Origin of the sequence: Pseudomonas sp. 8O (assembly GCF_902506495.1) — a bacterium.
Classification (GTDB): Bacteria; Pseudomonadota; Gammaproteobacteria; order Pseudomonadales; family Pseudomonadaceae; genus Aquipseudomonas; species Aquipseudomonas chaetocerotis.
Window position 1 is genome coordinate 524,478 of sequence record NZ_LR733267.1, and the last position, 26,637, is coordinate 551,114.

Here is a 26,637-nt window from a genome sequence, read left to right on the forward strand (position 1 = left end):
TGTCATAAGCCAGCTGTTCAATCCAGACGTTCTCTTATTCACAGGGACTTAGCACATGCCCAGCATTGCCCGACTCGCCGCCTTGCTCGGTGGCCTGGCCTTCTGTGTCTCAGCGATGGCCGCCGATGTGGATGCGCAAAGCTACGGCTATCCACTGGCCAACCCGTTCGAGGCGACCATCGCCACCACGCCGCCAGAGCTACGCCCGGAGCTCCCTGCCGACGGTGACATCAGACAAAGCGACTACTCGGTACGCCTGCGCCCGGATCGCGAGTTCGAGTTGCTGGACAATTTCTGGCCGGTGACCAAACTGCACTACCGTCTGGCCCAGCAGAATGTCCGTGCGCCGCTGATCTTCATCATCGCCGGCACTGGCGCACACTACGCCAGCGGCACCACCGAATACCTGAAGAAGCTGTTCTACGGCGCCGGTTTCCACGTCGTGCAGCTGTCATCGCCAACCAGCTACGATTTCATGGCCGCCGCCTCGCGCTTCGCCACGCCTGGCTACAGCCCGGACGATGCCGACGATTTGTACCGCGCCATGCAGGCTGTGCGAGCCCAGCACCCGAAGCTGGAGGTCAGCGAGTTCCTGCTGACCGGTTACAGCCTCGGCGCGCTGCATGCCGCCTTCGTCAGCCAGCTCGATGAAACCCGCCGCGCCTTCGATTTCAAACGCGTGCTGCTGCTCAACCCGCCGGTCAACCTCTACACCTCCATCACCAACCTGGACAAGCTGGTGCAGACCAAGGTCCAGGGCATCGACAACAGCACCAACTTCTATGACCTGGTACTGGGCAAGCTGACCCGCTACTTCAATGACAAGGGCTATCTGGATATCAACGACGCCATGCTCTATGACTTCCAGCAGTCAAAAGAGCGGCTCTCGGACGAACAGATGGCCATGCTGATCGGCGCCTCGTTCCGCTTCTCGTCTGCCGACATCGTGTTCACCTCGGACCTGCTCAACCGTCGTGGCCTGATTACCCCGCGCGACTACCGCATCACCGAGAGCACCAGCCTCACGCCGTTCTTCCAGATGGCTCTGCGCTGCGACTTCGATTGCTATATCGCCGAGCAACTGATGCCCATGTGGCGTGCTCGATACGATGGCGGCAGCCTCAACCAGTTGATCGACAAGAGCAGCCTGTATGCGCTGGAGGACTATCTCAGAGGCAGCGACAAGGTCTCGGTGATGCACAATGCCGACGACCTGATCCTCGGCCAGGGCGACATCGGCTTCCTGCGCCGCACCTTTGGCGACCGACTGACCCTTTACCCGCGCGGCGGGCACTGCGGCAACCTCAACTATCGCGTCAACGCCGACGCCATGCTGGAGTTCTTCCGTGGTTAAACACAGCACGTTTATCATCGCCCTGCTGCTGGCCAGCGGGCAGACACTGGCCGAGGGCCAGGTCGACGCCGACGGTTTCACCAACCCGCTGCAGAATCTGCAGTTCAATCCGGGGCTGGATCAACAGGAATTCGAGCGCGCCTCCAGCGACGCCCTGCAGGTCTATGACCCGCTGGAGTCGTGGAACCGCCGCGTCTACCACTTCAACTACCGCTTCGATCAGTGGGTGTTCCTGCCCGTGGTTGACGGCTATCGCTACGTCACGCCGGACCTGGTGCAAACCGGCGTACACAATTTCTTCAACAACCTCGGCGAAATTCCCACCTTGGCCAACAGCGTGCTGCAGCTCAAGGGCCAACGCGCGATGAACAGCACCGCGCGGTTGCTGTTCAATACCATCCTGGGTGTCGGCGGTATCTGGGACCCGGCGACGAAAATGGGCCTGCCACGATCGAGCGAAGATTTCGGCCAGACCCTGGGCTACTACGGTTTACCCGCAGGGCCTTACCTGATGCTGCCGCTGCTCGGGCCGTCGAACCTGCGCGACACCGGTGGGCTGGTGGCGGACTACGGCCTGGAGAATGCGGTCAATTACCTCGATGTGGCCGACGCCAGTCGCAGCAATCCCGGCATCACCGCACTGCGCATCGTCGACACCCGCGCCAATACCGGCTTCCGCTATGGCCAACTCAACTCGCCGTTCGAGTACGAGAAGATCCGCTACTTCTATCACGAGTCGCGCAAGCTGAAGATTGCCGACTGACCCTCGCCAATGCATCGAACTTATCGATGCATTGGCGGTGAATTTTCCACCCAAAGATCGATTCAATGCGACTAGCATGGCGTCATTCCTACCCTTCAAGGAGCCCGCCATGACCTCGCAACGCCGCGTCATCAGTATCCAGCCTGGCCAACCCGCCTCAGACGGCGCCGGTGTGCGCCTCAACCGCGTGATCGGCGGGCCTGGCCTGGAGCGTTTCGACCCGTTTCTGATGCTCGACGAGTTTTCCACCGACAATCCCGACGACTACATCGCCGGCTTCCCGCCGCATCCGCATCGCGGCTTCGAAACCATCACCTACATGCTCGAAGGGCGCATGCGCCACGAAGATCACTTGGGCAACGTCGGCCTGCTCGGCAGCGGCGGCGTGCAATGGATGACGGCTGCGCGCGGCATCATCCACAGCGAGATGCCCGAGCAGGAGTCCGGCGCCATGCGTGGCTTCCAGCTGTGGCTCAACCTGCCGGCCAAGGACAAGCTGGGTGAAGCGGGCTATCGCGACATTCCAGCCACCGACATCCCGCGCATCAACACGGCGTCCGGCGCCGAGGTGGTGGTGATCGCGGGTGAATTCGATGACGGCGAGATTCGTCAGGCCGGCGCCGTGCAGCGTCCACACACCCAGCCTCAGCTGTTCGACCTGCACCTGCCGGCCGGCAGCCAGGTTTCACCGCGCCTGGCCGATGGTCAGCGGGTCATGCTGTACGTTTACCAAGGCCTGCTCGAGCTGCCCGAGGCCAGTGCACAACCGGTCAGCGCCGGGCGCCTGGTGCGGCTATCCGACGAAGGCGAGCTGCACCTGGCCAGCACCCATGGTGCGCGGGTATTGCTGATCGCCGGCACACCACTGAACGAACCCATCGTGCAGTACGGACCGTTCGTGATGAACAGCCGCGAGGAAATCGAGCAAGCCATGCGCGATTTTCGTGATGGCGTACTGGCCTGAAACACAAGAACCGACAGCCGTAGGATGCGCCGCGCGCACCGCCTGCCAGCAGGGAAGCCACCCGGTGCGCGCAGCGCACCCTGGCAACTATCGAACGATACGGCTCAGGCAGGCTGCACCAATTCGACCAGCCCGAGAAAACGGCAGAGTTCGGCCTTGCGCGTCATCGCATCCTGATAGCCCAACTCGATCAGTTCACTGCAGTAACCGGGCTCGAACAGCAGATAGCTGAGTACGCCTGCACCGCCGGCCTTGGTTGCCCCTGGGCCGCGCAGAAACAGGCGTAGCGCCTTGGGCAACTCACGCTGATGACGAGCGGCGATCTGATCCAGCGGCTGGCTCGGGGCAATCACCAGCACGTCCACCGGGTTCAAACCCAACCCACGGGGACGCCGCTCCGGCGGCACCAGTGCACTCATCTGGTTGAGCCGTTCGAGCAGCTCGATATCGGTTTCCAGGTTGTCGATGAAGGTGCTGTTGAGCATGTGTCCGCCGATCTGCGCCAGACTCGGCGGTCGGGTGCTCACCACACGCGGCAGCTCGGCATTGGGTTCGAGCTGGGCATTGCCGCTGACACCGATCACCAGCACGCGGCTGGCGCCCAGATGCAGCGCCGGGCTGATCGGCGCCGCCTGACGCACCGCACCGTCACCGAAATATTCGCGGTTGATCTTCACTGGCGGAAAAATCAGCGGGATCGATGCGCTGGCCAGCAAATGGTCGAGCTGCAGACGTGTCGGTACACCGACGCGACGATGACGGAACCAGGGATCGATAGCGGAGCGGCCCTGATAGAAGGTCACCGCCTGACCACTTTCGTAGCCGAAGGCCGTCACTGCTACCGCTCGCAGCTGGCGATGGCGCACGGCTGCGGCGATGCCGGAGAAGTCGAGTTCGCGCTCCAGCAACTCGCGCAACGGCGAACTGTCGAGCAAAGCCACCGGAACATCGCGGCCCAGGCCGAGCAAGCTATGGCCAACGAAACGCGCCGCCTGACGCAGCACGCCAGGCCAGTCGCTGCGGTACACCATATGGGTATGAAAGCCCTGCCAGACCGAGGTCAGGCGCCGCACCGCCTCGCCGAACTGCAGCGCGCCACAGGCCAGGCCAACGGCATTGATCGCCCCAGCCGAGGTGCCGACTATCACCGGAAAGGGATTGTGCGAAGCGTCCGGCAGTAGATCAGCGATGGCTGCCAACACCCCGACCTGATAGGCCGCCCGCGCTCCACCGCCGGAGAGAATCAGCCCGGTGACGGGCTCATGGGGGTGGGCAGCTGCTGTCATCGGCCAATCCTGATTTTCTGTTGAGTATAGGTGCGCTACTTTTGCGTACCGTACAGCTTCGCTTCGCCCTCGGGGCGCGTCTTGAAACGCCGGTGCGCCCACAGGTATTGCTCGGGGCAGGCACTGACCACCTGCTCGATCCACTGGTTGATGCGCAGGCAATCGGCCTCTTCGCTTTCACCGGGGAAGCCTTCGAGCGGCGGATGGATTACCAGACGATAACCACTACCGTCAGCCAGGCGCTGCTGGGTGAAAGGCACCACGCGTGCCTTGCCCAGGCGTGCGAACTTGCTGGTGGCAGTCACCGTCGCCGCCTGAATGCCGAACAGCGGCACGAAGATGCTCTGCTTGCGGCCGTAGTCCTGATCCGGCGCGTACCAGATGGCGCGGCCGGCACGCAGCACCTTGAGCATGGCGCGAATGTCCTCGCGCTCGATGGCGCTGGCATCGAGGTTGTGGCGCTCACGGCCACGACGCTGGATGAAGTCGAACAATGGGTTGTCGTGCTCGCGGTACATGCCGTCGATGGTGTGCAGTTGACCGAGCAGCGCCGCGCCGATCTCCAGGGTGGTGAAGTGCACCGCCATCAGGATCACACCCTGCCCCTCGGCTTGCGCCTGCTGCAGATGTTCGAGACCTTCCACGTGCGCCAGCCGCGCCAGGCGCGCCTTGGGCCACCACCAGCTCATGGCCATCTCGAAGAAGGCGATACCCGTGGAGGCGAAGTTGTCCTTGAGCAGGCGCTCGCGCTCGGCAGCGCTCTTGCCGGGGAAGCAAAGTTCCAGATTGCGCGCGGCGATCTGCCGGCGCGAGCTTGCTGTGTGGTACATCAGCCAACCCAGCACCCGCCCCAGTTTCAGCTGTGCGCCATACGGCAGCTGCACCACCAGCCACAGCAACCCAAAGCCCAGCCACAGCGGCCAGAAGCGCGGATGAAGAAAACAGGCGCGAAAGCGGGGGCGATCCATGAGATGTTTCCGATCACTTACAAAGCCGCACATTCTAACGCAGTTTTCCCAGCCAGCTCGCTGACAGCACTGCCAGCAGAGCAGATCGCGACGGCGAATCGACAGCCAGGCGTTCATCCCGTCCCTGCCTAGCTGACGTGCGCAGCTTGCGGCATGCGGCCTATGTCGCTATAAGTCCGGGCATCTTTCGACTCGCCAGAAGGCCCATCGCACCACCATGAGCCAAGCCGACCTCCTCGCCCAAGACCCCGTATTCCAGCTCAAGGGCAGCATGCTCGCCATCACCGTGATGGAACTGGCGCACAACGATCTCGAACGCCTCGACGCGCAATTGACGGAAAAAGTCGCCCAGGCCCCGGCCTTCTTCAGCAACACGCCGCTGGTGCTGGCCCTGGACAAACTTCCGGAAGGCGAAGGTGAGCTGGATCTGGCCGAGCTGATGGCCGTCTGCCGCCGCCATGGCCTGCGCACCCTGGCCATCCGTGCCTCGCGGGAGAGCGACGTCGCCGCTGCCGAAGCCATGGATCTGCCGGTGCTGCCGCCTTCCGGTGCACGTGAGCGCCCCCTCGATCCGGCACCAAGGAAAGCCGAAGAGAAACCGGCCGAACCCGAGCACAAACCCAGCCGCATCATCACCAGCCCGGTACGCGGCGGCCAGCAGATCTATGCCCAGGGTGGCGATCTGATCGTACTGGCGCCGGTCAGCGCCGGGGCGGAACTTCTCGCCGATGGCAACATCCATGTTTACGCGCCCATGCGTGGCCGCGCCCTGGCGGGCATCAAGGGCAACACCAAGGCACGGATTTTCTGTCAGCAAATGGGCGCCGAAATGTTGTCGATCGCCGGCCATTACAAGGTTGCCGAAGACCTGCGCCGCGACCCGCTGTGGGGCGATGCAGTGCACGTCAGCCTGTCGGGTGACGTGTTGAACATCACCCGCCTTTAACGGATACTGCGGCCACTTTTTACGGACACAAAAAGGGCATCTGGAAGCCTCGATTGGCCTCAGATTCCCGCGTTATCTTCATTTTTTGGGGTGAATCACCTTGGCCAAGATCCTCGTAGTCACTTCCGGCAAAGGTGGCGTCGGTAAAACCACCACCAGCGCTGCCATCGGCACCGGTCTCGCCTTGCGCGGCCACAAGACCGTCATCGTCGACTTCGACGTCGGCTTGCGTAACCTCGACCTGATCATGGGCTGCGAACGCCGCGTGGTGTATGACTTCGTCAACGTCGTCAATGGCGAAGCCACCCTGACCCAGGCCCTGATCAAGGACAAGCGCCTCGAGAACCTGTACGTGCTGGCCGCCAGCCAGACCCGTGACAAGGACGCGCTGACCCTCGAAGGTGTCGAGAAAGTCATCACCGAGCTGTCGCAGAATTTCGAATACGTGGTCTGCGACTCGCCGGCCGGTATCGAGAAAGGCGCCCACCTGGCGATGTATTTCGCCGACGAAGCCATCGTCGTGACCAACCCGGAAGTGTCCTCGGTACGTGACTCCGACCGTATGCTCGGCCTGCTGGCGAGCAAATCGCGCCGCGCCGAGAAAGGCGAAGAGCCGATCAAGGAACACCTGCTGCTCACCCGTTACAACCCCGAGCGCGTCACCAAGGGCGAGATGCTCGGCGTCGAAGACGTCGAGGAAATCCTCGCCATCCGCCTGCTAGGCGTGATCCCCGAATCCCAGGCCGTGCTCAAGGCATCCAACCAGGGTATCCCGGTCATCCTCGATGACCAGAGCGATGCCGGCCAGGCCTACAGCGACGCAGTCGATCGCCTGCTTGGCAAGGAAGTCGCGCACCGTTTCCTGGATGTGAAGAAGCAGGGCTTCCTGCAGCGCCTGTTTGGAGGTCGAGAATGAATATTTTTGACTTCTTGCGTTCGCGCAAGAAGGAAACCACCGCATCCATCGCCAAAGAGCGCCTGCAGATCATCGTTGCCCACGAACGTGGTCAGCGCAGCCAGCCGGACTACCTGCCTGCCCTGCAGCAGGAGCTGGTGGAAGTGATCCGCAAGTACGTCAACATCGAATCGGATCAGGTCCAGGTCGCACTGGAAAACCAGGGCAGTTGCTCGATCCTGGAGTTGAACATTACCCTGCCGGACCGTTAATCGAGACCGGTTGTGCTCACGGCGGCTTCGGCCGCCGTGTTCGTTTGTAGCAACACACACCTGTAGGAGCGAATTCATCCGCGAAGCTTCTACAGGCCAACAGCATCGCGGATAAATCCGCTCCTACACCAGCCCATACACCATGCCGCTAAGCCAGATCGAAATTCTCCACCAGGACGCCGCCCTGCTGGTGATCAACAAACCCACCCTGCTGCTGTCGGTGCCCGGCCGCGCCGATGACAACAAGGATTGCCTGGTCACCCGCCTGCAGGAAAACGGCTACCCGGAAGCGCGCATCGTGCATCGGCTGGACTGGGAAACCTCCGGCATCATCGTCCTGGCCCGTGACGCCGACAGCCACCGCGAGCTGTCACGCCAGTTTCACGACCGTGAAACCGAGAAGGCCTACACCGCCCTCTGCTGGGGCCAGCCGCAGGCCGACAGTGGCAGCATCGATCTGCCGTTGCGCTACGACCCGCCAACCAAGCCACGCCATGTCGTCGATCATGAACTGGGCAAGCATGCACTGACCCACTGGCGCATCGTCGAGCGTTGCGGCGACTGGTGCCGGGTCGAACTCACGCCCATCACCGGCCGCTCGCACCAGTTGCGCGTGCACATGCTGTCCATCGGTCACCCGCTGCTGGGCGACCGCCTCTACGCCCATGAACAGGCCCTGGCCGCCCATGAGCGCCTGTGTCTGCACGCCAGCATGCTCGCCCTTACCCACCCGCAAACGGGCGAACGCATGCGCTTCGAGTGCCCCGCGCCGTTCTGATCCGTCACCTGCGCCGAGGGCGGCCCAATGCTCTCATTGAACCCCTGTTTCGGCGTGCTCACCCGCTCTGCACAGGCAGTGTGAGCATCGGTAACACTGCCTGAGCGAACCAGAAAAAAGTTGGCTTTACAGACAAGCCAGCGCTGCCAATCCTGCTATCGGGCATGGCCCTGTTGTGGCCGCTTTCAGAGGGACGACTGCCCTTTGATTTCCCGGAGGCTTCGGCTCCGGGAAATGCCTGACAAGGCGATGCTCAGTGGTTCATCGACATGGACGCAGGCAGTGGCATCGGGATGCTCGAAAACAATAACGAAGAACAGCTCATCCAGTTGCAGCACATTGGCAAGCACTACCGGCTTGCCGACAAGACGCTGCATATCCTCGGCGACGTCTGCCTGCGGATCGCGCATGGGGAAAGCTGCGCCATCCTCGGCAGCTCCGGCTCGGGCAAGAGCACCCTACTCAACGTGCTCGGCCTGCTCGACCTGCCCGATACCGGCAACTACCACCTCAATGGCATCGACGTCGCCCAGGCCAGCCCTGACCAGTTGGCCGCCTTGCGTAACCAGTTGATCGGTTTCGTCTTCCAGAGCTTCAACCTGCTTCCCCGCCTCAGCGCGCTGGACAACGTCGCCTTGCCCCTGACCTATCGCGGCATCGCGCCCCGCCAGGCGCGCGAGCAGGCGCACGCCATGCTGGTCAGGGTCGGCCTGGGCGAACGCAGTGAGCATCGTCCTGCCAGCCTGTCCGGTGGGCAGCGCCAGCGCGTAGCCATCGCCCGCGCGCTGGTCGGCAAGCCTGCACTGATTCTCGCCGACGAACCGACCGGCAACCTCGATGCCAGCACGGCCCAGGAGATCATGGCACTGCTGATCGAGCTCAACCGCGAGCAAGGCGTCACGCTGATCGTGGTCACCCATGACCCTCTGATCGCCAACCGCCTGGCGCGCCGGGTCGAGGTGCATCAGGGGCTGCTGCGCGAGGCCGGCGCAGCATGAGCCTGAGCATGCCGCTCAGCAGCGGACCGAGCGCCGCACAGATACTGCTCGAGGCGCTGAACAGCCTGCGCATGCTCGGTCGGCGCTCCTTGCTGGCCCTGCTGGGCATCGTCATGGGCAGTTGCTCGGTGGTGGCCCTGCTCAACATCGGCGGCAATGCCGCAGCGCAGTCGATTGCCATCTTCCGCAACCTGGGCAGCGATACCCTGGTGCTGCAGCTGCCACCACAACCCACCGGGCTCGACGGCCTGCCCCTGCGTCTGAGCGTGGAGACGTTGGGTCGGCAAACCCCGGCCGTCGCCAGCCTGTCTCCGGTGATGACCTATGGCGCAGCGGCGATCTTCAACGGGCGGGTCGGCAACGCCAACATCATCGGCGCCGACCCGGCACTGTTCGAGGCCGCACGCCTGAATATCGCCAGCGGTCGCTCGCTGTCGGAGTTCGACCGCAAGGAAGCCTATGCGGTCATCGGCGCCTCGCTGGCACAGGCCCTGAGCCTGCCGGATGATCCGCTGCAACCGGGTGACCAGCTACGCCTGCAGTCCTATCAATTTAGGGTCGTCGGCATTCTCCAGGAAGGGGCACCCGGCATGCTCCTGCCGTTCAATGCCAACGAAACGCTGTTCATCCCCATGGAGGGCATGACGCGCATCAATCCCGTACCACAGATCAGCCACGTCGTGGCCCGCGCCAACAGCGCCGAAGAAGTCATCCAGGCCGGCGAGCAACTGCGCCAGACTCTCGCCCAGCGCATCGCTGGGGATGCTCCGGTTACCCTGATCTTCGCGCAGCAGATCCTCGAGGGCATGCAACAGCAGACCCGAACCTTCACCTACCTGCTGGCAGCGCTCGGCGTCGTCTCGCTGATCGGTGGCGGTGTGGGGGTGATGAACGTGATGCTGATGAACGTCAGCGAGCGCCGCCGGGAAATCGGCGTGCGCCTGGCCCTGGGCGCACGCCGCAGAGATATCCGCAACCTGTTCCTGGTCGAGGCCGTGGCCTTGACCAGCGTTGGCGCGCTGCTGGGCGCTGTCCTCGGTATGGCGGGCGGCTGGGGCTATGCGCAGTTGTCTGGCTGGGCATTCTTTCTGGCCCCCGGCGCGCTGCCCCTGGGCATCGGCAGTACGGTACTGGTCGGCCTGTTCTTCGGTCTGCATCCGGCCATCGCCGCGTCGCGCCTGCAACCGGTAGAGGCGCTGCGCGATGAATAGGCGACTGGCGCTCGGCGCGCTCCTCATCGTCACCCTCAGCGCACCAGCACAGGCATGGCGGGAAGAACCCTTGCGCCCTTCGGCACCCAGCATGCCCAACCCCGCGCCCGCTGAACTGCTCAGTGAACAGATGGCCGACCTGTCGCTGGTCGACGCGGTGTTTCTTGGGCTGCGCAACAACCGCTCGATCAAGAGCGCCTATCTCTGGCGCATTGCCGACAAGTTCGACCTGCGGGTATCGGAAGATGCGTTCAATCCCAAACTGTACCTCTCCAACAGCTACCGAGCGTCGCGGGGGCATGCCGATCGTCAGCGTGCGGGTCAGTTCGGCGCCACAGCGACCGTACTGGGAGAATATGGCACCGTAGTCAGCCTAGGCTGGAGCAAGTTCCACTCGCAAGCCGACCAGGCGGGTTGGCGCCGCAACGACGGCGTCGACTTCAGCATCATCCAGCCGCTGCTACGTGGCGCTGGACGCGACGTCACCACCGCGCCACTGCGACTCGCGCAACTGACCGAAGAGGCCAACAGGCTCGGCCTCAAGGCCGGCATCTCGCAGACCGTCGCGGCGATCATCTTCGCTTACCGCGAGCTGCTGCGAGCCCAGGAGCAACTGGGTATCGCCAGGGCTGCCCTGCAGCGCTCGCAGGAGCTGCTGAGCGTCAACCAGGCGATGATCGAAGCCGGGCGGATGGCGGAGTTCGAGGTGGTGCAGACCGAAGCCAGCCTGGCCAGCCAGGAGCTGGGCGTCGAGGAAGCGGCCAATCTGGTCGACAGCAGCCGCCTGGAGCTGCTGCGCCTGCTCGCGCTGGATCTCTCTTCGCCAGTGCGAGCAACCGACGCCCTGCACGCTGAAGCGATCGAGATCGACCCCAGCCAGGCCATCAGTCTGGCCGAGCGACAGCAGCCGGACTTTCTGCGCCAGTTGATCATGCGCCAGCAAGCGGACATCAACCTGCTGGTCGCCAAGAACCAGAGCCTCTGGGATCTGTCGCTCGAAGTCGGCGCCAATCAGGCCAGAGATCGCTACGGCTCGACCTATGGCAATGGCGCAGATCGCAGCTGGGACAGCTATGCCGGCATACGGCTCGACATCCCCATCGGCGATCTGAGCAGACGCCAGGGAGAAGTACATGCCCGAGTCAACGTCGAAGATCAGCAACTGCAGTTGGCCGATGCCAGGCAGGCACTGATTCGCAACGTCAAGGATGTCATACGGGATGTGAGCACCCGCTGGCGCCAGTACGAAATCGCCCAGCGTGGCGTGGAACTGTCCAGGCGCAAGCTGGCGATCGAACGGGACAAGCTGGCGGCCGGGCGCTCCAGTAACTTCCAGGTGCTGAGCTTCGAAAGCGATCTGCAGAACGCCGAGAACGCTCGTCTCAGCACCGTGATCGCCTACCTCAACGCGCAGACGCAGCTGGACCTGACCCTGGGCATGACACTGGAAAGCTGGGACATCATTCTCAATGACCACTGAGCGCAAACACTGGCGCCTACCGCGCCTGATGATCACCGGACTCGCACTGCTGGCGGGCATCGCAGCGCTGTCGTTCCAGATGCAGCCACGCGCCACTGTCGAACCACCCTCCGGGCAGTGGCTGGCCGTGCAGCCGAGCAATCTGGAGCACCGTATCGGTCTGGTCGGCCGCATCGAGCCAGAGCGCACCGTCAGCATCAATGCTCCGTTTGGCGGCAACATCGCCGACAACCGCGTCGCCCCCGGGCAACGGGTCGTCAAGGGCGAGCGTTTGCTCAGCATGGATGCCAGCGAGCTGGAGGTGCAGGTGCGTGATGCCCTTTCCACGCTGCTCAAGGCCCGTCGCACGGTGCGCGAACTGCAGGACTGGGAGGCGGGACAGGATGTAAGCCGGGCGCGGCGCGCCTTGCGCAGCGTACAGATGGGCCTGGACGGCAACGAACAGAAACTCAAGGACACGCGCTCGCTGCATGAACGAGGCATCGTTGCCCGCAACGAACTGGAAGAGCTGGAGCGACAGACACAGCTGCAGCGCATGGACCTGCAGGCCGCAGAAGCGGAGCTGCAAGCCGTGCTCGAACGCGGCCGCGGCGAGTACCGGCAGATCGCCGAGATGGAGCTGGCCAATGCCGAGGTCAAGCACGCGGCCCTGAGCCGACAGATAGCCTCAGGAGAGATCCTTGCGCCGTTCTCCGGCATCGTCGTGCAGGCCCCCGGCATAAGCGCCGAGGAGGCAGCCAAAGGCCCGCTGCAGACAGGTAGCCGAGTCAGCCAGGGCCAGCCCCTGTTCGGCCTCGCCAGCATCGAGGGACTGCGCGTCATTGCCCGAGTCGCCGAACTGGACGTCAACCAGCTGAAAGAAGGCCAGCCGGTCGACGTTACCGGCGACGGTTTCGATGACCAGCACCTGCAAGGCAAGGTCATGGCGGTGGGCGGCCAGGCCCTTGGCGGTAGCGTCCCCGGCGGTAGCTCCCAGTTCGAAGTCGTGGTGAGCATCCCGGAACTGGATGAAGTGCAGATGCGCCAGGTCAGGCTGGGCATGAGCGCCAAGCTGAGCATCCTCACCTATCAAAACCCCGAAGCGCTGGTTGTGCCCGCCGCCGCAATGCGTCGAGCCGGGGACAAGTGGCTGCTGGACTACCGCAGCGCACCCCAGCATCCCATCAGCGTGGTCGAAGTCGAGGCCGGACGCTCGATGCCTGATGGGCTGGAAGTCTTCGGGCTCGAGCCCGGTTACGTACGAGTCGCAAACTGATCACACCGCCCCCATCCATTGGTATGGATCGGCGACAGGCGGTGTGTACCTTCTTCCCGGTTACTCACAGTTGATCGATCGGTCAGCAGCCCAACCCATCCTTGGCTGGGGTTTTCTTTCGCCCCGGAAGATTACCTTAGAGGCAGACAACGAGCCCGCCGACTGCACCGCACGGTCTGCATATCGCTCAACTCGAACGGTCCTGCCACCAACATGACGGGGAGCTTGAACCAGATGGAACTGCTCGCTAGGCAACTCTTCATCCGCTCCTGTTTCCTGCCTGGGCGAAATCACGTCACGCCTCGGCATGCTGCAGTCTCCCACTCTATTTCTTCAGCCATTGCACCCGGCAAGAAATAAGGACGTTTCACCGCGATTCGGCGAACGTTTGCTTCGCCTGCAAAACAGCCAACTGCATGCACATGGCGACACCTGCATTCAGTTAGCTGTATCCCGAGCGCCTGCCTGAAAAAGCATTCGGGACTGTTCGGGAAGTTCGGGCTGGAAGAGAGAGGTCAGTGTTTTGTTGTGCGTCTCGTAACAGCCATACATACAACAACAATCTGTTAGTGAGGAAACAATGAAAAACAACAAACTGGTTAGTGTCATCGGTGCTCTGGCAATCGGCCTGGGTATTTCCGGCATGGCCTCGGCGGCCACCATCACTGGCGGCTCCCCGTTCACCGCAACCGGCACCATCGGTGTTTCGGGACCCTCGTCCTTTGGCGCAACGGTGAACTGCAACGTGGTCTTCAACGGCACCATCAATGCCGGCGGGGCAAGCGCCAATATCAATACCGTGACCGTCAGTGGCAGTGGCCTGTGCGCCCTGCCGAGCATCACCGGCCTGCCGTGGACATTGACTCCGAGCACCACCACAGACGGTGGCGAGACCTGGCTCGGTACCGTATCCGGCGTTGGCTTCACCATCGCCGGTGCTCCGCCCCTGATCCCGGCCTCCAACTGCGCAGGCCCGACCACCATCAACGTGCAATGGACCAACTCCAACCACACCTTGCGCGTCACCTCCGCACAGGCATTGGCGGGCAACTGCAATATCCGTTCTCTGAACGTTCAGGCGCCGGCCATTTCGGTCAACTGACAGGTGCAGGCCGGCACGTAGTAATAACCCGCGTCCGCATTGAATCGATCAATAACGGCGCGGGTTATTGGAAGTAATGAAGTTCTCAGACAAAAGAGATCAGCCATGCGCAATAAAAATAATATTCTCTCTGCCAACACACACCGAACTCTCTGGATTGCCGCCCTGGCAGGTTCCATGTTGGCCGCCTCCCAGGTTCAGGCGGGCGCATTCGGTGTTCCAACCTACGGCACGCCAGGCTGGGGCCGAGCATTCGCTGGCGGGTCGATGTGGAAGAACGACCCCAGCGCCGCCTTCAACAACCCTGCCGCCATGGCGTTCATCGACCATAACGTCGCTCAGGTGTCCGTGCACCATGCACGGATCAGTTTGAAGTACAAAGGCAACGTCTATGACAATCAGGGCAACCCGCGCTCGGATCGCGACCTGGAATTTGACCCGGCCGGTAACCCCACCGGCAACATCATCGATAACGGTCCCATCACCAACGATGGCGGTCAGGGTGGTTTCGGCAAGGCGCTGCCCACCAGCTTTCTGGTCATGCCGATCAACGATCGACTGAGCTTCGGCCTGAGCCAGGTGGTGCCCATGGGCGCGCAAACCACCTGGGATGGAGACTGGAAAGGTCAGGACTTCGCGGTCGATACCAAGATCGAGACCGTCGGCCTGACTGGCTCCCTGTCCTTCAAGGTCAACGATGCCTTCGCCGTCGGCGGTGGCGTCATCGTCCAGCACACCAAGGGCTTTATCAGCCAGAACCTCGACCTGCTGGCCGCTGCCGGCACCCCATCCTCCCAACTGCCGCTGGGCCTGCCGCCAGGTATCAGCGACGCACTCATCCGGGTGAAGGTGGACAACACCTCCTTCGGCTGGTTTGCCGGTGTCGCGTGGAAACCTACCTCGCGCGACACCCTGGGCATCAACTATCACGCCCGCATTCGCAACAAGCTCGAAGGAGACTACAACATCCATGCGGATCAATATTCCTATGATCTGCTGACCAACCCGCTGTTTCCTCCGGTATTCGGCGATGCCACCGCCATCGAACTGGCCTTCCCCGGCCTGAATCTGAACCCGGACGGAGCCGACGCCAAGTCCCGCCTGGATGTACCTGCCAGCGCCACGCTGGATTGGGTCCATGAGTTCAACGACCGCTTCTCGTTGGGAGCCAGCGTTACCTGGACACAATGGTCATCGTTCAAGGAGCTCAAGCTCGAATCCAACGGTAATACCCTGGTGGTCATTCCCTACGACTACAAGGACACCTGGATGTACTCGATCGGCGGCGATTATCGCGTTACCAACGAGCTCACCCTGCGTGCCGGTGTCGCGCTGGATCAGACGCCCACGCGCAACTCCACCCGTGACGCGCGGATTCCCGATGGCGACCGCACCTTCGTCTCTTTCGGCGGCAGCTACCGCTTCGCGTCCGAGCCGAACCTGAGCATCGACGCCGCCTACTCCCACCAGTTCGTCGACAAGGCGCGCCTGCGCACCGTCAACCAGGACCGCCTGGGCGGCGCCCGCATGGATGGTGAGGTGAAAGCCAAGGGTGACGTGTTCAGCCTCTCGGCCACCTACAAATTCTGATTTGCAGCGCACGGATACCGGCAGGTCGAGGCTCTGTCGGTGTCCGCTTTTTTGTTCCGGGCAGCCATCACCCGATGCTGCCGTGCCGCACGCAATATTGCCGTTCTCTATCCGGGCCATGCACGCGCCGTTCTGCCAAGAACAGGCAAAACGGTTACACTGCGCCATCGCTGTCCGGAGTGATACATGCGCGAAGAACTGATCCAAGGCCTGCTCGATTTTCTCAACGCCTCGCCGACCCCTTTCCATGCCACCACCAGCCTGGCGATGCGCCTGGAAGCTGCCGGTTATCGGCACCTCGACGAACGCGCGCCCTGGCACACCGAAGCCGGTGGCCGCTATTACGTGACCCGCAACGACTCCTCGATCATCGCCTTCAAGCTGGGCAAGCGTCCGGCCGTAGATGGCGGCATTCGCCTGGTCGGTGCGCATACCGACAGCCCGTGCCTGCGTGTCAAGCCAAACCCCGAGCTGCAGCGTCAGGGCTTCTTCCAGCTCGGCGTGGAAGTCTACGGCGGCGCCCTGCTCGCCCCCTGGTTCGACCGTGACCTGTCGCTGGCCGGCCGCGTGACCTACCGCCGCGACGGCAAGGTCGAGAGCCAGCTGATCGATTTCTACCAGCCCATCGCCGTGATCCCCAGCCTGGCCATCCATCTCAACCGTGAGGCCAACCAGGGCTGGGCGATCAACCCGCAGAACGAGTTACCGCCGATCCTCGCCCAGCTCGCCAGCAGCGAAACCGCCGACTTCCGCGCCCTGCTCGCCGAACAGTTGGCCATGGAGCACGACTTCAACCCGGACGCGGTACTCGATTACGAACTGAGCTTCTACGACACTCAGAGCGCCGCCATCGTCGGCCTCAATCAGGACTTCATCGCCAGCGCGCGCCTGGACAACCTGCTGTCCTGCTACGCCGGCCTGCAGGCGCTGATCGATGCGGACGACGAGGAAACCTGTGTACTGGTCTGCACCGACCACGAAGAAGTCGGCTCCTGCTCGGCTTGTGGCGCCGACGGCCCCTTCCTCGAGCAGGTGCTGCGCCGCGTGCTGCCAGACGGCGACGCCTTCGTCCGCACCATCCAACGCTCGCTGCTGGTATCGGCCGACAACGCTCACGGCGTACACCCGAACTACGCCGACAAGCACGACGGCAACCACGGGCCCAAACTCAACGCTGGCCCGGTGATCAAGATCAACAGCAACCAGCGCTACGCCACCAACAGCGAAACCGCCGGCTTCTTCCGCCACCTGTGCCTGGAAAACGAAGTGCCGGTGCAAAGCTTCGTGGTGCGCAGCGACATGGCCTGCGGCTCCACCATCGGTCCGATCACTGCCAGCCAGCTCGGCGTGCGCACGGTCGACATCGGTCTGCCCACCTTCGCCATGCACTCGATTCGCGAACTGGCCGGCAGCCACGACCTGGAGCACCTGGTGAAAGTGCTGACGGCCTTCTATTCCAGCCCTGAACTCCCTTGAGGTTCTGAGACGCGATGATCGAACATATCCGCAACAGCCTGCAGGAAGCCCAGCGCGCGCTGGAGGCCTTCCTCGCCAACGAACAGACCCTGAGCAATATCCAGAAGGCCGCCGAGTTGCTGGTCGAGAGCTTCGAGCACAAGGGCAAGGCCTTTTCCTGCGGCAATGGCGGCTCGATGTGCGACGCCATGCACTTTGCCGAGGAGCTGACCGGGCGCTACCGCAAGAACCGTCCGGGCATCGCCGCCGTGTCGATCAGCGACCCAAGCCACATCAGCTGCGTGGCCAACGACTTCGGCTACGACTTCATCTTCTCGCGCTATATCGAGTCCCATGGCCGCGAAGGTGACGTGCTCATCGCCATCAGCACCAGCGGCAAGAGCCCCAACGTGGTCAAGGCCGCCGAAGCCGCCAAGACGCTGGGTGTGAAGGTGATCGCCCTGACCGGTAAACCCGGCTCGCTGCTGGAAAGCCTGGCCGACGTGTGCATCTGCGCCCCTGGCGGCGACTTCGCCGACCGCGTGCAGGAGCTGCACATCAAGACCCTGCACATCCTCATCGAACTGATCGAGCGCCAGCTCAGTCCGCAGAACTACGCCTGAGCCCAGGCACTAGCGGTCGATCACCTGCCCGCGCATCGGCGCCAGGCGCGCCAGCAGGCGGTTCTGCGCCGGCGTCGACACACCCTCGGCCTCCATGGCGTCCTGCAGGTGCTCGACCAGGGCGTTGAAGTCGCTGGGGGTCAGGCGCAGGCCCTTGTGACTCTCCTCCATGCTGTCGCCGGTGTAGACGCAGGGGCCGCCGCTCTCGAAGCACAGCTGTTCGATCAGCTTCTCACGCAGACGCTCGATGTCGATGTCGAGAAAGTGCCGGGCGATGCGCGGATCGCGCGCGCTGCCCAGCAGCATGCCTTCGACGATCCGCACGATACCGGGCTCCTCGCCCAGGGCGCGGTACAGGCCGTCGTCGCGCGGCGCCTGCTGGGCGCAGGCCGCCAGCAGCAGCGGCAAGCAAAGCATGGCCAGGCGCATGCTCAGAAACTCCCCTGCACGGACAGGTAGACGCCGTCCTGGTTGTCCAGCGTGGCGATCTCGCCGAGCCGCGCGTAAGCCAGCACCAGGGCCAGGTTCTTGTTCGGGAAATAGCCGACGAACAGATCGGCCCAGTCGCTCTCGCCGGCAAAACTCAGGTTGTCGGGCTTTTCCCGGTACTCGATGCCCACCGCCCAGTGACGATCCAACAGCACAGCAACTGAGCCTTCCTTGAGCCAGGAATGGCGGTCGCGGCGGTCGCCGCCGAAGCCCAGCAGGCCCAGTTCGTTGGCACGGCTGTAGCGCAGGTTGGCGTTGAGCAGCAGGTTGTAGCCGAACGCGCCGCCGAGGATCAGCCGACTGGCCGCCAGGTAGCCTTCGCTGTCCTCGCGGCGTTGCGCGCCGACCAGGCTGGGCACTCGGAAGTCGCGCTGACGCTTGTGCTGCAGGCCGAGGGAAATCTGCGGCAGGCGCTCGTAGATCAGGTCGCCGGCCAGGCGCAGCTTGAGGCCGAGCACGTCCTGACTGAGGCTGTTGTCCGGCAGGCGCAGGTCGCGCGCCAACGTGCCGAGGTCGAAGCGCTGGCGCGCGTAGGACAGCTCGATGCGGTTACCGTAGGCCGCCGCTACGCCCGCCACGTCGAGGCGGTAGTCGCCGGTCTCGACGCGGGTGGCGAACACGTCCGCGCCCCACTCGCCGCGCTCGCCGTAGCCGGCCAGCACCGCCCAGGGCATGATCCCGCCGCCAGCGGCACCCTCCAGGCTAGTGGCGCCGCCAGTGGCCAACAAACGGCCTTCGCCGGCAACTGCCAACTCGCCGCACAGGCACAGGCCCAACAGATAAGTGAGTCGCATGCTTCAGTGCACCTTGGCCAGAGGAGAGCGATAGGGCTGCGCCAGCCAAGCCTCGAAAGCCGCGGCAGCCAGCGGCCGGCTGATCAGATAACCCTGCGCGGTGTCGCAGTGCCAGCGCTGCAACAGACTCAGGCTGGGCGCCAGTTCGACGCCCTCGGCCACCACCTTGAGGCCCAGGCTGTGGCTCATTTCGATGGTCGAGCGGACGATCACCGAGTCCTCACTATGATCGTCCAGCTCGCGCACGAAACTCTGGTCGATCTTGAGCTCCTGCACCGGCATGCGCTTGAGCTGCGCCAGGGAGGAATAGCCGGTGCCGAAATCGTCCACCGACAGGCCGATGCCGCAGCCGCGCAGGCCGTGCAGCACCTGCAGCGCACGCTCGGGGTCGAGCATCACGCCACTCTCGGTGATCTCGAAGATCAGTTGCTCCGGCGCCACCCGGTACTGCGTCAGCAGCGCACCGACTCGCGCCGGCAGGCCGACGTCGAGCAGGTCCTCGGTGGAGATGTTCAACGACAGCTGCACCCAGACGCCGCGCCCGTCCCATTCCTGCAACTGACGCAGGGCCTCCTCGATGACCCAGGCGGTGAGCAACTGGATGCTGCCGGTGCGCTCGGCCAGCGGGATGAATTCGCCAGGCGAGACCATGCCCAGCTGCGGGTGCTGCCAGCGCAGCAGGGCCTCGGCCTGGCGCACGCGGCCCTCGCGGATATCCAGCTTGGGCTGGTAGTGCAGCAGCAGTTGGCCCTGCGCGGCGGCGTGGCGCAGATCGCGGATCAGGCGGATCTGCCGTTGCTGGGCGGCGTCGCGGCCCTGCTGGTAGAGCTGCAGGCGACCGGGTTGCTGGGCGGCGTCCTGCATGGCGATGCGCGCACGGCGCAGCAGGTCGTCCGGCGTGTCGCCATCGGCCGGGTAAGCGGCGATGCCGATGCGGCAGTCCAACGCGACGTCCAGCGTGCCGATGCGCAGCGGCTTGAGCAGCAACTGATGCAGACGATCGGCGCTGGCCACTGCGCTATCGCCGTCGCACTGCTCCAGCAGCAGAAGGAACTCGTCGCCCAGCAGGCGCGCCAGGCTGTCGCCGGGGCGCAGGGTCGCTTGCAGGCGCCGAGCCAACTGCTGCAGAGCCAGGTCGCCGCCGCCCTGGCCGCAGCTCTCGTTGATCGCGGCGAAGTTGCCCACGCCGAGGTACAGCAGCGCCGTGGATCGCCCGGCGGTGATCGCGCTGCCAAGCCGTTCCAGCGCCAGGGTACGGTTGGGCAGACCGGTCAGGGCGTCGTGCAGGGCGTTGTGCGCCAACTGCCGCTCGCGTTCAGCGATGCCGCGCTGCATGTCGTTGACCGCCAGCGCCAACAGACCCAGCTCATCACTGCGGGCCAAGGCCACCGGCTGCTGGTAGTCACCGCGGCCGATGCGCTGAGCGGCGGCGGCCAGCTCGCGCACCGGCCGCGACACGCTAAGCGCCAGTAACAGCGCGCCGATTAGCGAGGCAAGCATGGCCACCAGGGTGATCAGCAGGATTCGTCGATCCAGCGGCGCGAACGCCGCCTCAGCCTCGGTCAGGGATTTGTGCAGCAGCACATCGACCCGGTAGCCGGGGCCGCTGGTCAGCTGCAGGTGCTGGCCGAAGTAGTGCTCGATGCCATCGTCGAGGCGCTCCGGCATCGCGCTGGCCGCCTCCATCTGCGACTCCAGCAGAGCCTGGGCGCTGTCCGGCAGCGTGCTGATCCAGATCGGCGCAGTGCCGTCGCCACTGGCCACCAGGCTCAGTTCCAGGTGGGTCAGCTCGCGCAGTTGCAGAGCGAATTCGCGGTCCACGGCAAAGCCCATCAGCAATCGGGCGATCGGCAGTGGCGCACTCACCGTGGCATCCACCAGCAGGTAGATCTGCCTGCCGATGGGCAACAGGAAAAGGCGCGGGCCGTCGCGCCGGGGCTGCTGTAATTGGCTGGCAAGCCCGGCCACAGCCTCGGCGTCGATGTCCGGGTCTGTGCTCACCTGCAGGCTACCATCGAGCCCCAGCAGGAACACCGCGCCGGCGTTGATCCGCGCGCCCTGATTGGCTAGCGCCGAGCGGATGGTCGGCGCATCGCCGCTGGCCACTGCGTCCTTGAAGCCGAAATCGGCCGCCAGTACCTGGGCGGCCTGCTGCAGCTGGTCACTGCGCAGCGCCAGCAGTTGCTCGAAGACGAGGCTGCCGACGTTCAGCTGTTCCTGGGCCTGGGCGCGCACGGCGGCATCGGTGGCCGCCTTCACCGCGACATAGAGGGCACCGATCACCACCAGCAGGAGCAGGATGAGGACCCCGGCTATGCGCGCCTGGAAGCTACTGCGCAGCATCTTCGGCAGCTTTCCTGAAGGCCTCGCCGAATGCGCTCGGTGCCGGCGACGCAGGTGGCTCAACGGGAGCGCTACCGGCCAGGACGAACCGCTGGCTCGGCGCTTGCGCCTCCAACTGCAGTTCGCCAGCGGCCTGCGGCAGGAGCTGCGGGCTGCCCGGATGCCACAGGGTCACGGCGTAGCGCCCGGCCGGCAAGTCGGCGATGGCGGCGCGGCCGTGCTCGTCGCTGACGGCGAACCAGGGATCGTCCGTGACGTAGATATAGCCGAGCATCCAGTCGTGGATATTGCAGCCGAGCACCACCAGCCCGGGCTTGTCGAACAGCACCGGCTCGCTCGGCGTGCCCTGGTACAGGCGCAGCTCGAAGCGCTTGGCCGGTGAGAAGGAATAGACCTGGTGGCGGATATCATCGCTGTTGGGGAAGGACACCGAAGTGCCAGTGCGCACCGCCAGCACATGGGGCTGGAACTGCTTGTTGCGCTGATCCATGAACGCCTCAGGCGCTGCTGACGAAGCAGATGGCGTGCCCATCGGTAGCGGACCGCGCAAGCTGATCACTGCATCGGCGAGCGGCTCGCCCGCAGCCCCCACAAGCTCAGCGTGCAGCGCCGCGGCATAGGATGCGGGACTCGCCATGGCAATGGCCACGAGGATAACGAGGGTCAACAGGGAAGACGTGCAACCAGTCATGCGCGCACCTTGGCCCGAGCCGAAGGCCGGACGTTCACAGGATTACATGCCGTCCTGGCAACCGAGTTTGGCGTACTGAGGTGACAGCCTAGCTGGCCGGCGCCGAACCGGCCAGCGGCAATTAGCCAGCAGCGATGCTATTCGCTGCGCAGACGCTTGGGCGTCAGGCCCATGTAGCGGCGCATGGCGGTGGTCAGCGCACTCTGACTGGAGAAACCGCACTCCTCGGCGATGCGTACCAACGGCAGGTTGCTTTCGCGCAGCATGCGCGCAGCGCGGTCGAGGCGAGTCTGGAGCAGGTACTGGTGCGGCGTGAGGCCGACGCTGTCCTTGAACTGGGCGTGGAAGTGGCTGGGGCTGAGGCACATTTCCTGCGCCAGCTCGGCGACGCTGATGCGCCGCGCCAGGTGCTCGCCGATGTAATCATCCAGGCGCTGCAGATCCAGTGACCCTTGCGGCTGCCGGCGCTGTTCGCCGAACAGGCGCAGATGCAGGGCACGTAACAGAACACCGCCAAGAGAGCGCGCCAGGATCGAGTCACTGCCATAGCGCTCCAGCTCTGCGCCGGCATAGCTCAGCAGGTGCTGGAAATCGACATCGAGGGCGGGATAACGCGGTGTTTCGAAAAGACGGTGGAGCAGCTCCAGGTCTTCGCTGGGGGTGTCCTGTTCGTCCAGGTCGAGAATCAGCATGCGGTTGTCGCCCATACCGGCAAACTGGTGGGCGGCATCGCCCGGCACCAGGCAGGCGCGCATGCGGCACACCTCGCCACCACGACCGCCGACTTCGAATTCGGCGCGGCCGACCAGAGACATCACCAACTGGTGATGGTCATGGGCATGTTCATGGGCCTGTTCATCCAGGCGGATCACACGGGCTTGCAGCATCGCAAAAGACTGGCGGCACGAAACAAGGGTTGCACTTTACTCCTTTCCAAGCAAAAACGCCGCAACCACCTATCAGCGAAATGGTTGCACCTATAGCAACCAATGCGCCTGACAACCAACGCACCAAGTCGCAGCTCCGAACACCTTCAGGCTCTATTACTGTGCATCCGGGAACCTTCGCTGAGCCGAATTACGCAGTCCCCGGCAAATGGCAGGAGAGTTGCTTCGCCCCTCTCGACCGACCACAACAAGCGAACCCCAATGAGCGATGCCGCCCTCATTTTTCTGACCCTGCTGGTCGTGCTGCTCATACTGAGCTACTGGCTCACCCACCGCGCGGAAAATCGCCAGTTGAAAGCCAGCAAACAGGCGGACACCGAGATCGTGCAGCGCTGCCTCGACCTGCTGCAGGCCCTGCAGAAACATCGCGGGCTGGGCGCGCAGCAGGATGCCGCGAGCGTCGCGCTGCGCAATGCGCAGGCGCAGCAGCTGGATCAGCTCTGGCTGAATTGGCCCGGTGCCAGCATGCAACTACCCCCTCTGCAACAACACTGGCCACAGTTGCGCCGCAAACCCGCCGACTTCGATGCGCACTGCCGACTGATCGAGACACTGCTGGCGGTGATCGAACAGCTCGAGGATCGTCTTTACCGTCAGCATCACCCCAGAATTCGCGGAATCGGCGAGGCCTGCCGCTCGCTCGAAGACCTCGCCAGGCTGCGTGGCCTGGCGGTGCGCGCGGCCAATTACGAACGCTGCCCGCCCGGCCTGCAGATGCAACTGCGCTTTCTCTGCAACCGCATGCTCGATCAGGAGCAGGACGCGCATCTGCTCGCGCTGATCGAGCGCCTGCAGAGTGATCTGATCGAGCCGGCGCAGATTCGCCTGGCGCCCGGCGAGTGCTTCGCCCTGCTCACCCCACTGATCGAACAGCGTCTGCAGGGCATTCGCCTGAGCCTCGACTGAAACGTTGAAAAAATCCCGAAGTCGCCCCATGTAGCACCCAACGTACACGCAAAGGTGCTCCATGAACGATCAGGACAACACCCCGGAAGCCGTCGAAGTTCACGCCCAGGCCAGCAGCACTGGCCTGGTATTGCCCGCGCAGCAGTTGCCGGACAAGCTCTACATCATCCCCATCCACAACCGCCCGTTCTTCCCGGCGCAGGTTTTGCCGGTAATCGTCAATCAGCAGCCCTGGGGCCGCACGCTGACGCGCGTCGGCAACACCGAGCACAAATGCATGGCGGTGTTCTTCGTCGATACCCCACCGGACGAGCACGGTGAGTTCGACCTGGCCAGCCTGCCCGAGCACGGCACCCTGGTGCGTGTACACCACGTCAGCGAAGAAGGCGGCAAACTGCAGTTCGTCGCCCAGGGCCTGACCCGCGTGCGCATTCGCGGCTGGCTGAGCCGTCGCGGCCCATACCTGGCCGAAGTCGAATATCCACAGGCGCCGGCCGACCCGCGTGACGAGGTCAAGGCCTACGGCATGGCGCTGATCAATGCAATCAAGGAACTGCTGCCGCTCAACCCGCTGTACAGCGAGGAGCTGAAGAACTACCTGAACCGTTTCAGCCCTAACGATCCGTCGCCACTCACCGATTTCGCTGCCGCACTGACCACCGCCTCCGGTCATGAGCTGCAGGAAGTGCTGGATACCGTGCCCATGCTCAAGCGCATGGAGAAGGTGCTGCCGCTGCTGCGCAAGGAGGTCGAGGTCGGCCGCCTGCAGAAAGAGCTGTCGGCAGAGGTGAACAAGCAGATCGGCGAACGCCAGCGCGAATTCTTCCTCAAGGAGCAGCTCAAGCTGATCCAGCAGGAGCTGGGCATCAGCAAGGACGACAAGAGCGCGGATCGCGAGGAATTTCTTGCCCGCCTCGAAGGCAAGACCCTGCCTGCACCGGCGCAGAAGCGCATCGACGAGGAGTTGAACAAGCTGTCGATCCTCGAGACCGGCTCGCCCGAGTACGCCGTCACGCGCAATTATCTGGACTGGGCCACCGCCCTGCCCTGGGGTGTACAGGGCCAGGACAAGCTCGATCTAGGCCGCGCGCGCAAGGTGCTGGACAAGCACCATGCCGGCATGGACGACATCAAGCAGCGCATCACCGAGTTCCTCGCCGTCGGCGCCTTCAAGGGCGAGATCGCCGGTTCCATCGTGCTGCTGGTCGGCCCGCCCGGCGTGGGCAAGACCAGCATCGGCAAGTCCATTGCCGAATCCCTCGACCGGCCATTCTACCGTTTCTCGGTAGGCGGCATGCGCGACGAGGCGGAGATCAAGGGCCATCGCCGCACCTACATCGGCGCCATGCCCGGCAAGCTGGTGCAGGCGCTGAAGGAAGCCGAGGTGATGAACCCAGTGATCATGCTCGACGAGATCGACAAGATGGGCACCAGCTACCAGGGCGACCCCGCCTCGGCGCTCCTGGAAACGCTGGACCCGGAGCAGAACGTCGAATTCCTCGACCACTACCTGGACCTGCGCCTGGACCTGTCCAAGGTGCTGTTCGTCTGCACCGCCAACACCCTCGACTCCATCCCCGGGCCGTTGCTCGACCGCATGGAAGTGATCCGCCTGTCCGGCTACATCACCGAGGAAAAAATCGCCATCGCCAAGCGCCATCTGTGGCCCAAGCAGTTGGAAAAGGCGGGTGTACCGAAAGCGCGCCTATCCATCAGCGACGCGGCGCTGCGTGCAGTGATCGAGGGCTACGCCCGCGAAGCCGGCGTGCGTCAGCTGGAGAAACAGCTGGGCAAGCTGGTGCGCAAGTCGGTGGTGAAGTTGCTGGACGATCCCGAGGCGAAGATTCGCATCGGCGCCAAGGACCTGGAGCAAGCGCTGGGCATGCCGGTGTTCCGCAACGAGCGGGTATTGGCCGGCACCGGGGTGATCACCGGGCTGGCCTGGACCAGCATGGGCGGCGCCACCCTGCCGATCGAGGCGACGCGCATTCATACGCTCAATCGCGGCTTCAAGCTTACCGGCCAACTCGGCGAGGTCATGAAGGAATCGGCGGAGATCGCCTACAGCTACGTCAGCTCGCACCTCAAGCAGTTCGGTGGCGACCCGACCTTCTTCGACCAGGCCTTCGTCCACCTGCACGTGCCGGAAGGTGCCACACCCAAGGACGGCCCCAGCGCCGGCATCACCATGGCCAGCGCCCTGCTCTCCCTGGCGCGCAACCAGGCACCGAAGAAAGGCGTGGCCATGACTGGCGAACTGACCCTCACCGGCCAGGTGTTGCCCATCGGCGGCGTGCGCGAGAAGGTGATCGCGGCGCGCCGGCAGAAGATCTTTGAACTGATCCTGCCGGAGGCCAACCGCGGCAGCTACGAGGAACTACCGGACTACCTCAAGGAAGGCCTGACCGTGCACTTCGCCAAACGCTATGGCGACGTAGCCAAGTTGTTGTTCGACTGACCGAGGTGCGCACGGCGCACCCTACGGCTCGCGTGCCGCCCCCCGGTGCGGCTATGCTGGGCCAGTTTT

23 protein-coding genes and 1 pseudogene are annotated in these 26,637 nt (G+C 63.9%); 17 read left to right on the forward strand and 7 right to left on the reverse strand.

Translation table 11 applies throughout. The features are described 5' to 3' along the window. The first annotated feature begins 55 nt into the window (after window positions 1–55). The 3 genes and pseudogenes from GV002_RS23765 to GV002_RS23775 all read left to right on the forward strand — a co-directional run bounded on the left by GV002_RS23765 (window position 56) and on the right by GV002_RS23775 (window position 3,081). Window positions 56–1,354 (forward strand): serine/threonine protein kinase, encoded by a 1,299-nt coding sequence (locus tag GV002_RS23765; RefSeq protein WP_160020705.1) that lies wholly within the window; start codon window positions 56–58, stop codon window positions 1,352–1,354. Between the two features lie 61 nt (window positions 1,355–1,415). Then, window positions 1,416–2,117: pseudogene (locus tag GV002_RS23770) on the forward strand (VacJ family lipoprotein); the annotation flags it as partial. A gap of 109 nt (window positions 2,118–2,226) precedes the next feature. Next, window positions 2,227–3,081, forward strand: coding sequence for a pirin family protein (locus GV002_RS23775; protein WP_160020707.1), 855 nt, complete (start codon window positions 2,227–2,229; stop codon window positions 3,079–3,081). 104 nt (window positions 3,082–3,185) lie between these two features. Here the strand turns inward: GV002_RS23775 and GV002_RS23780 are convergent, their stop codons facing one another. Both GV002_RS23780 and GV002_RS23785 read right to left on the reverse strand, forming a co-directional pair. Beyond that, a complete protein-coding gene (locus GV002_RS23780) occupies window positions 3,186–4,367 on the reverse strand; it encodes a patatin-like phospholipase family protein (protein WP_160020708.1) in 1,182 nt (393 codons plus the stop codon). A 35-nt stretch (window positions 4,368–4,402) separates the two neighbouring features. Continuing rightward, the gene (locus GV002_RS23785) at window positions 4,403–5,335 is read right to left on the reverse strand and encodes a lipid A biosynthesis lauroyl acyltransferase (RefSeq protein ID WP_160020709.1); all 933 of its coding nucleotides are present in this window, start codon (window positions 5,333–5,335) and stop codon (window positions 4,403–4,405) included. 217 nt (window positions 5,336–5,552) lie between these two features. Here GV002_RS23785 and minC point away from each other — a divergent pair, with 217 nt between their 5' ends. From minC to lpcA, 12 genes are all read left to right on the forward strand, one after another. Continuing rightward, complete coding sequence (gene minC, locus GV002_RS23790) at window positions 5,553–6,281, forward strand: septum site-determining protein MinC (RefSeq protein WP_160020710.1); 729 nt, start codon at window positions 5,553–5,555, stop codon at window positions 6,279–6,281. Window positions 6,282–6,381: 100 nt separating this feature from the next. After that, window positions 6,382–7,197: a septum site-determining protein MinD gene (minD, locus tag GV002_RS23795; RefSeq protein WP_160020711.1), complete on the forward strand. Its 816-nt coding sequence runs from the start codon at window positions 6,382–6,384 to the stop codon at window positions 7,195–7,197. After that, the gene (gene minE, locus GV002_RS23800) at window positions 7,194–7,448 is read left to right on the forward strand and encodes a cell division topological specificity factor MinE (RefSeq protein WP_003241592.1); all 255 of its coding nucleotides are present in this window, start codon (window positions 7,194–7,196) and stop codon (window positions 7,446–7,448) included. Before minD ends, minE begins: the two co-directional genes overlap by 4 nt. 142 nt (window positions 7,449–7,590) lie before the next feature. Further along, complete coding sequence (locus GV002_RS23805) at window positions 7,591–8,226, forward strand: RluA family pseudouridine synthase (protein WP_061241862.1); 636 nt, start codon at window positions 7,591–7,593, stop codon at window positions 8,224–8,226. Between the two features lie 293 nt (window positions 8,227–8,519). Next, window positions 8,520–9,224 (forward strand): ABC transporter ATP-binding protein, encoded by a 705-nt coding sequence (locus tag GV002_RS23810; RefSeq protein ID WP_256667181.1) that lies wholly within the window; start codon window positions 8,520–8,522, stop codon window positions 9,222–9,224. A gap of 8 nt (window positions 9,225–9,232) precedes the next feature. Continuing rightward, on the forward strand, window positions 9,233–10,435 hold the full coding sequence (locus GV002_RS23815) for an ABC transporter permease (protein WP_160020787.1): 1,203 nt from the start codon (window positions 9,233–9,235) through the stop codon (window positions 10,433–10,435). After that, the gene (locus GV002_RS23820; RefSeq protein WP_178094802.1) at window positions 10,428–11,915 is read left to right on the forward strand and encodes a TolC family protein; all 1,488 of its coding nucleotides are present in this window, start codon (window positions 10,428–10,430) and stop codon (window positions 11,913–11,915) included. The genes GV002_RS23815 and GV002_RS23820 overlap by 8 nt, the downstream gene beginning before the upstream one ends. Then, complete coding sequence (locus GV002_RS23825) at window positions 11,905–13,170, forward strand: efflux RND transporter periplasmic adaptor subunit (protein ID WP_160020713.1); 1,266 nt, start codon at window positions 11,905–11,907, stop codon at window positions 13,168–13,170. Before GV002_RS23820 ends, GV002_RS23825 begins: the two co-directional genes overlap by 11 nt. Before the next feature lie 580 nt (window positions 13,171–13,750). Further along, window positions 13,751–14,272 carry an alkane oxidation protein activator PraB gene (praB, locus tag GV002_RS23830; protein ID WP_160020714.1) on the forward strand — a complete coding sequence of 174 codons (522 nt, stop codon included), beginning with the start codon at window positions 13,751–13,753 and terminating at the stop codon, window positions 14,270–14,272. A gap of 177 nt (window positions 14,273–14,449) precedes the next feature. Beyond that, window positions 14,450–15,862 carry an outer membrane protein transport protein gene (locus GV002_RS23835; protein WP_160020715.1) on the forward strand — a complete coding sequence of 471 codons (1,413 nt, stop codon included), beginning with the start codon at window positions 14,450–14,452 and terminating at the stop codon, window positions 15,860–15,862. A 186-nt stretch (window positions 15,863–16,048) separates the two neighbouring features. Next, window positions 16,049–17,338 carry a M18 family aminopeptidase gene (locus GV002_RS23840; protein WP_160020716.1) on the forward strand — a complete coding sequence of 430 codons (1,290 nt, stop codon included), beginning with the start codon at window positions 16,049–16,051 and terminating at the stop codon, window positions 17,336–17,338. Window positions 17,339–17,352: 14 nt separating this feature from the next. Beyond that, the gene (gene lpcA, locus GV002_RS23845) at window positions 17,353–17,940 is read left to right on the forward strand and encodes a D-sedoheptulose 7-phosphate isomerase (protein ID WP_160020717.1); all 588 of its coding nucleotides are present in this window, start codon (window positions 17,353–17,355) and stop codon (window positions 17,938–17,940) included. A gap of 9 nt (window positions 17,941–17,949) precedes the next feature. Here the strand turns inward: lpcA and GV002_RS23850 are convergent, their stop codons facing one another. From GV002_RS23850 to GV002_RS23870, 5 genes are all read right to left on the reverse strand, one after another. Beyond that, window positions 17,950–18,369, reverse strand: a complete 420-nt coding sequence (locus tag GV002_RS23850; protein ID WP_160020718.1) for a group I truncated hemoglobin — start codon at window positions 18,367–18,369, stop codon at window positions 17,950–17,952. A gap of 2 nt (window positions 18,370–18,371) precedes the next feature. Beyond that, complete coding sequence (locus GV002_RS23855; protein WP_160020719.1) at window positions 18,372–19,223, reverse strand: DUF3034 family protein; 852 nt, start codon at window positions 19,221–19,223, stop codon at window positions 18,372–18,374. A 3-nt stretch (window positions 19,224–19,226) separates the two neighbouring features. Continuing rightward, window positions 19,227–21,566, reverse strand: coding sequence for a putative bifunctional diguanylate cyclase/phosphodiesterase (locus GV002_RS23860; protein ID WP_160020720.1), 2,340 nt, complete (start codon window positions 21,564–21,566; stop codon window positions 19,227–19,229). Continuing rightward, the gene (locus GV002_RS23865; RefSeq protein ID WP_160020721.1) at window positions 21,553–22,257 is read right to left on the reverse strand and encodes a methylamine utilization protein; all 705 of its coding nucleotides are present in this window, start codon (window positions 22,255–22,257) and stop codon (window positions 21,553–21,555) included. Before GV002_RS23865 ends, GV002_RS23860 begins: the two co-directional genes overlap by 14 nt. 137 nt (window positions 22,258–22,394) lie before the next feature. Next, complete coding sequence (locus GV002_RS23870; RefSeq protein ID WP_160020722.1) at window positions 22,395–23,144, reverse strand: helix-turn-helix transcriptional regulator; 750 nt, start codon at window positions 23,142–23,144, stop codon at window positions 22,395–22,397. A gap of 261 nt (window positions 23,145–23,405) precedes the next feature. Here GV002_RS23870 and GV002_RS23875 point away from each other — a divergent pair, with 261 nt between their 5' ends. Together GV002_RS23875 and lon are read left to right on the forward strand one after the other, a co-directional pair. Continuing rightward, window positions 23,406–24,110 carry a hypothetical protein gene (locus GV002_RS23875; protein WP_160020723.1) on the forward strand — a complete coding sequence of 235 codons (705 nt, stop codon included), beginning with the start codon at window positions 23,406–23,408 and terminating at the stop codon, window positions 24,108–24,110. A 61-nt stretch (window positions 24,111–24,171) separates the two neighbouring features. Further along, entirely contained in the window at window positions 24,172–26,568 is a 2,397-nt protein-coding gene (gene lon / locus GV002_RS23880) for an endopeptidase La (protein WP_160020724.1), read from the forward strand. Window positions 26,569–26,637: the final 69 nt, after the last annotated feature.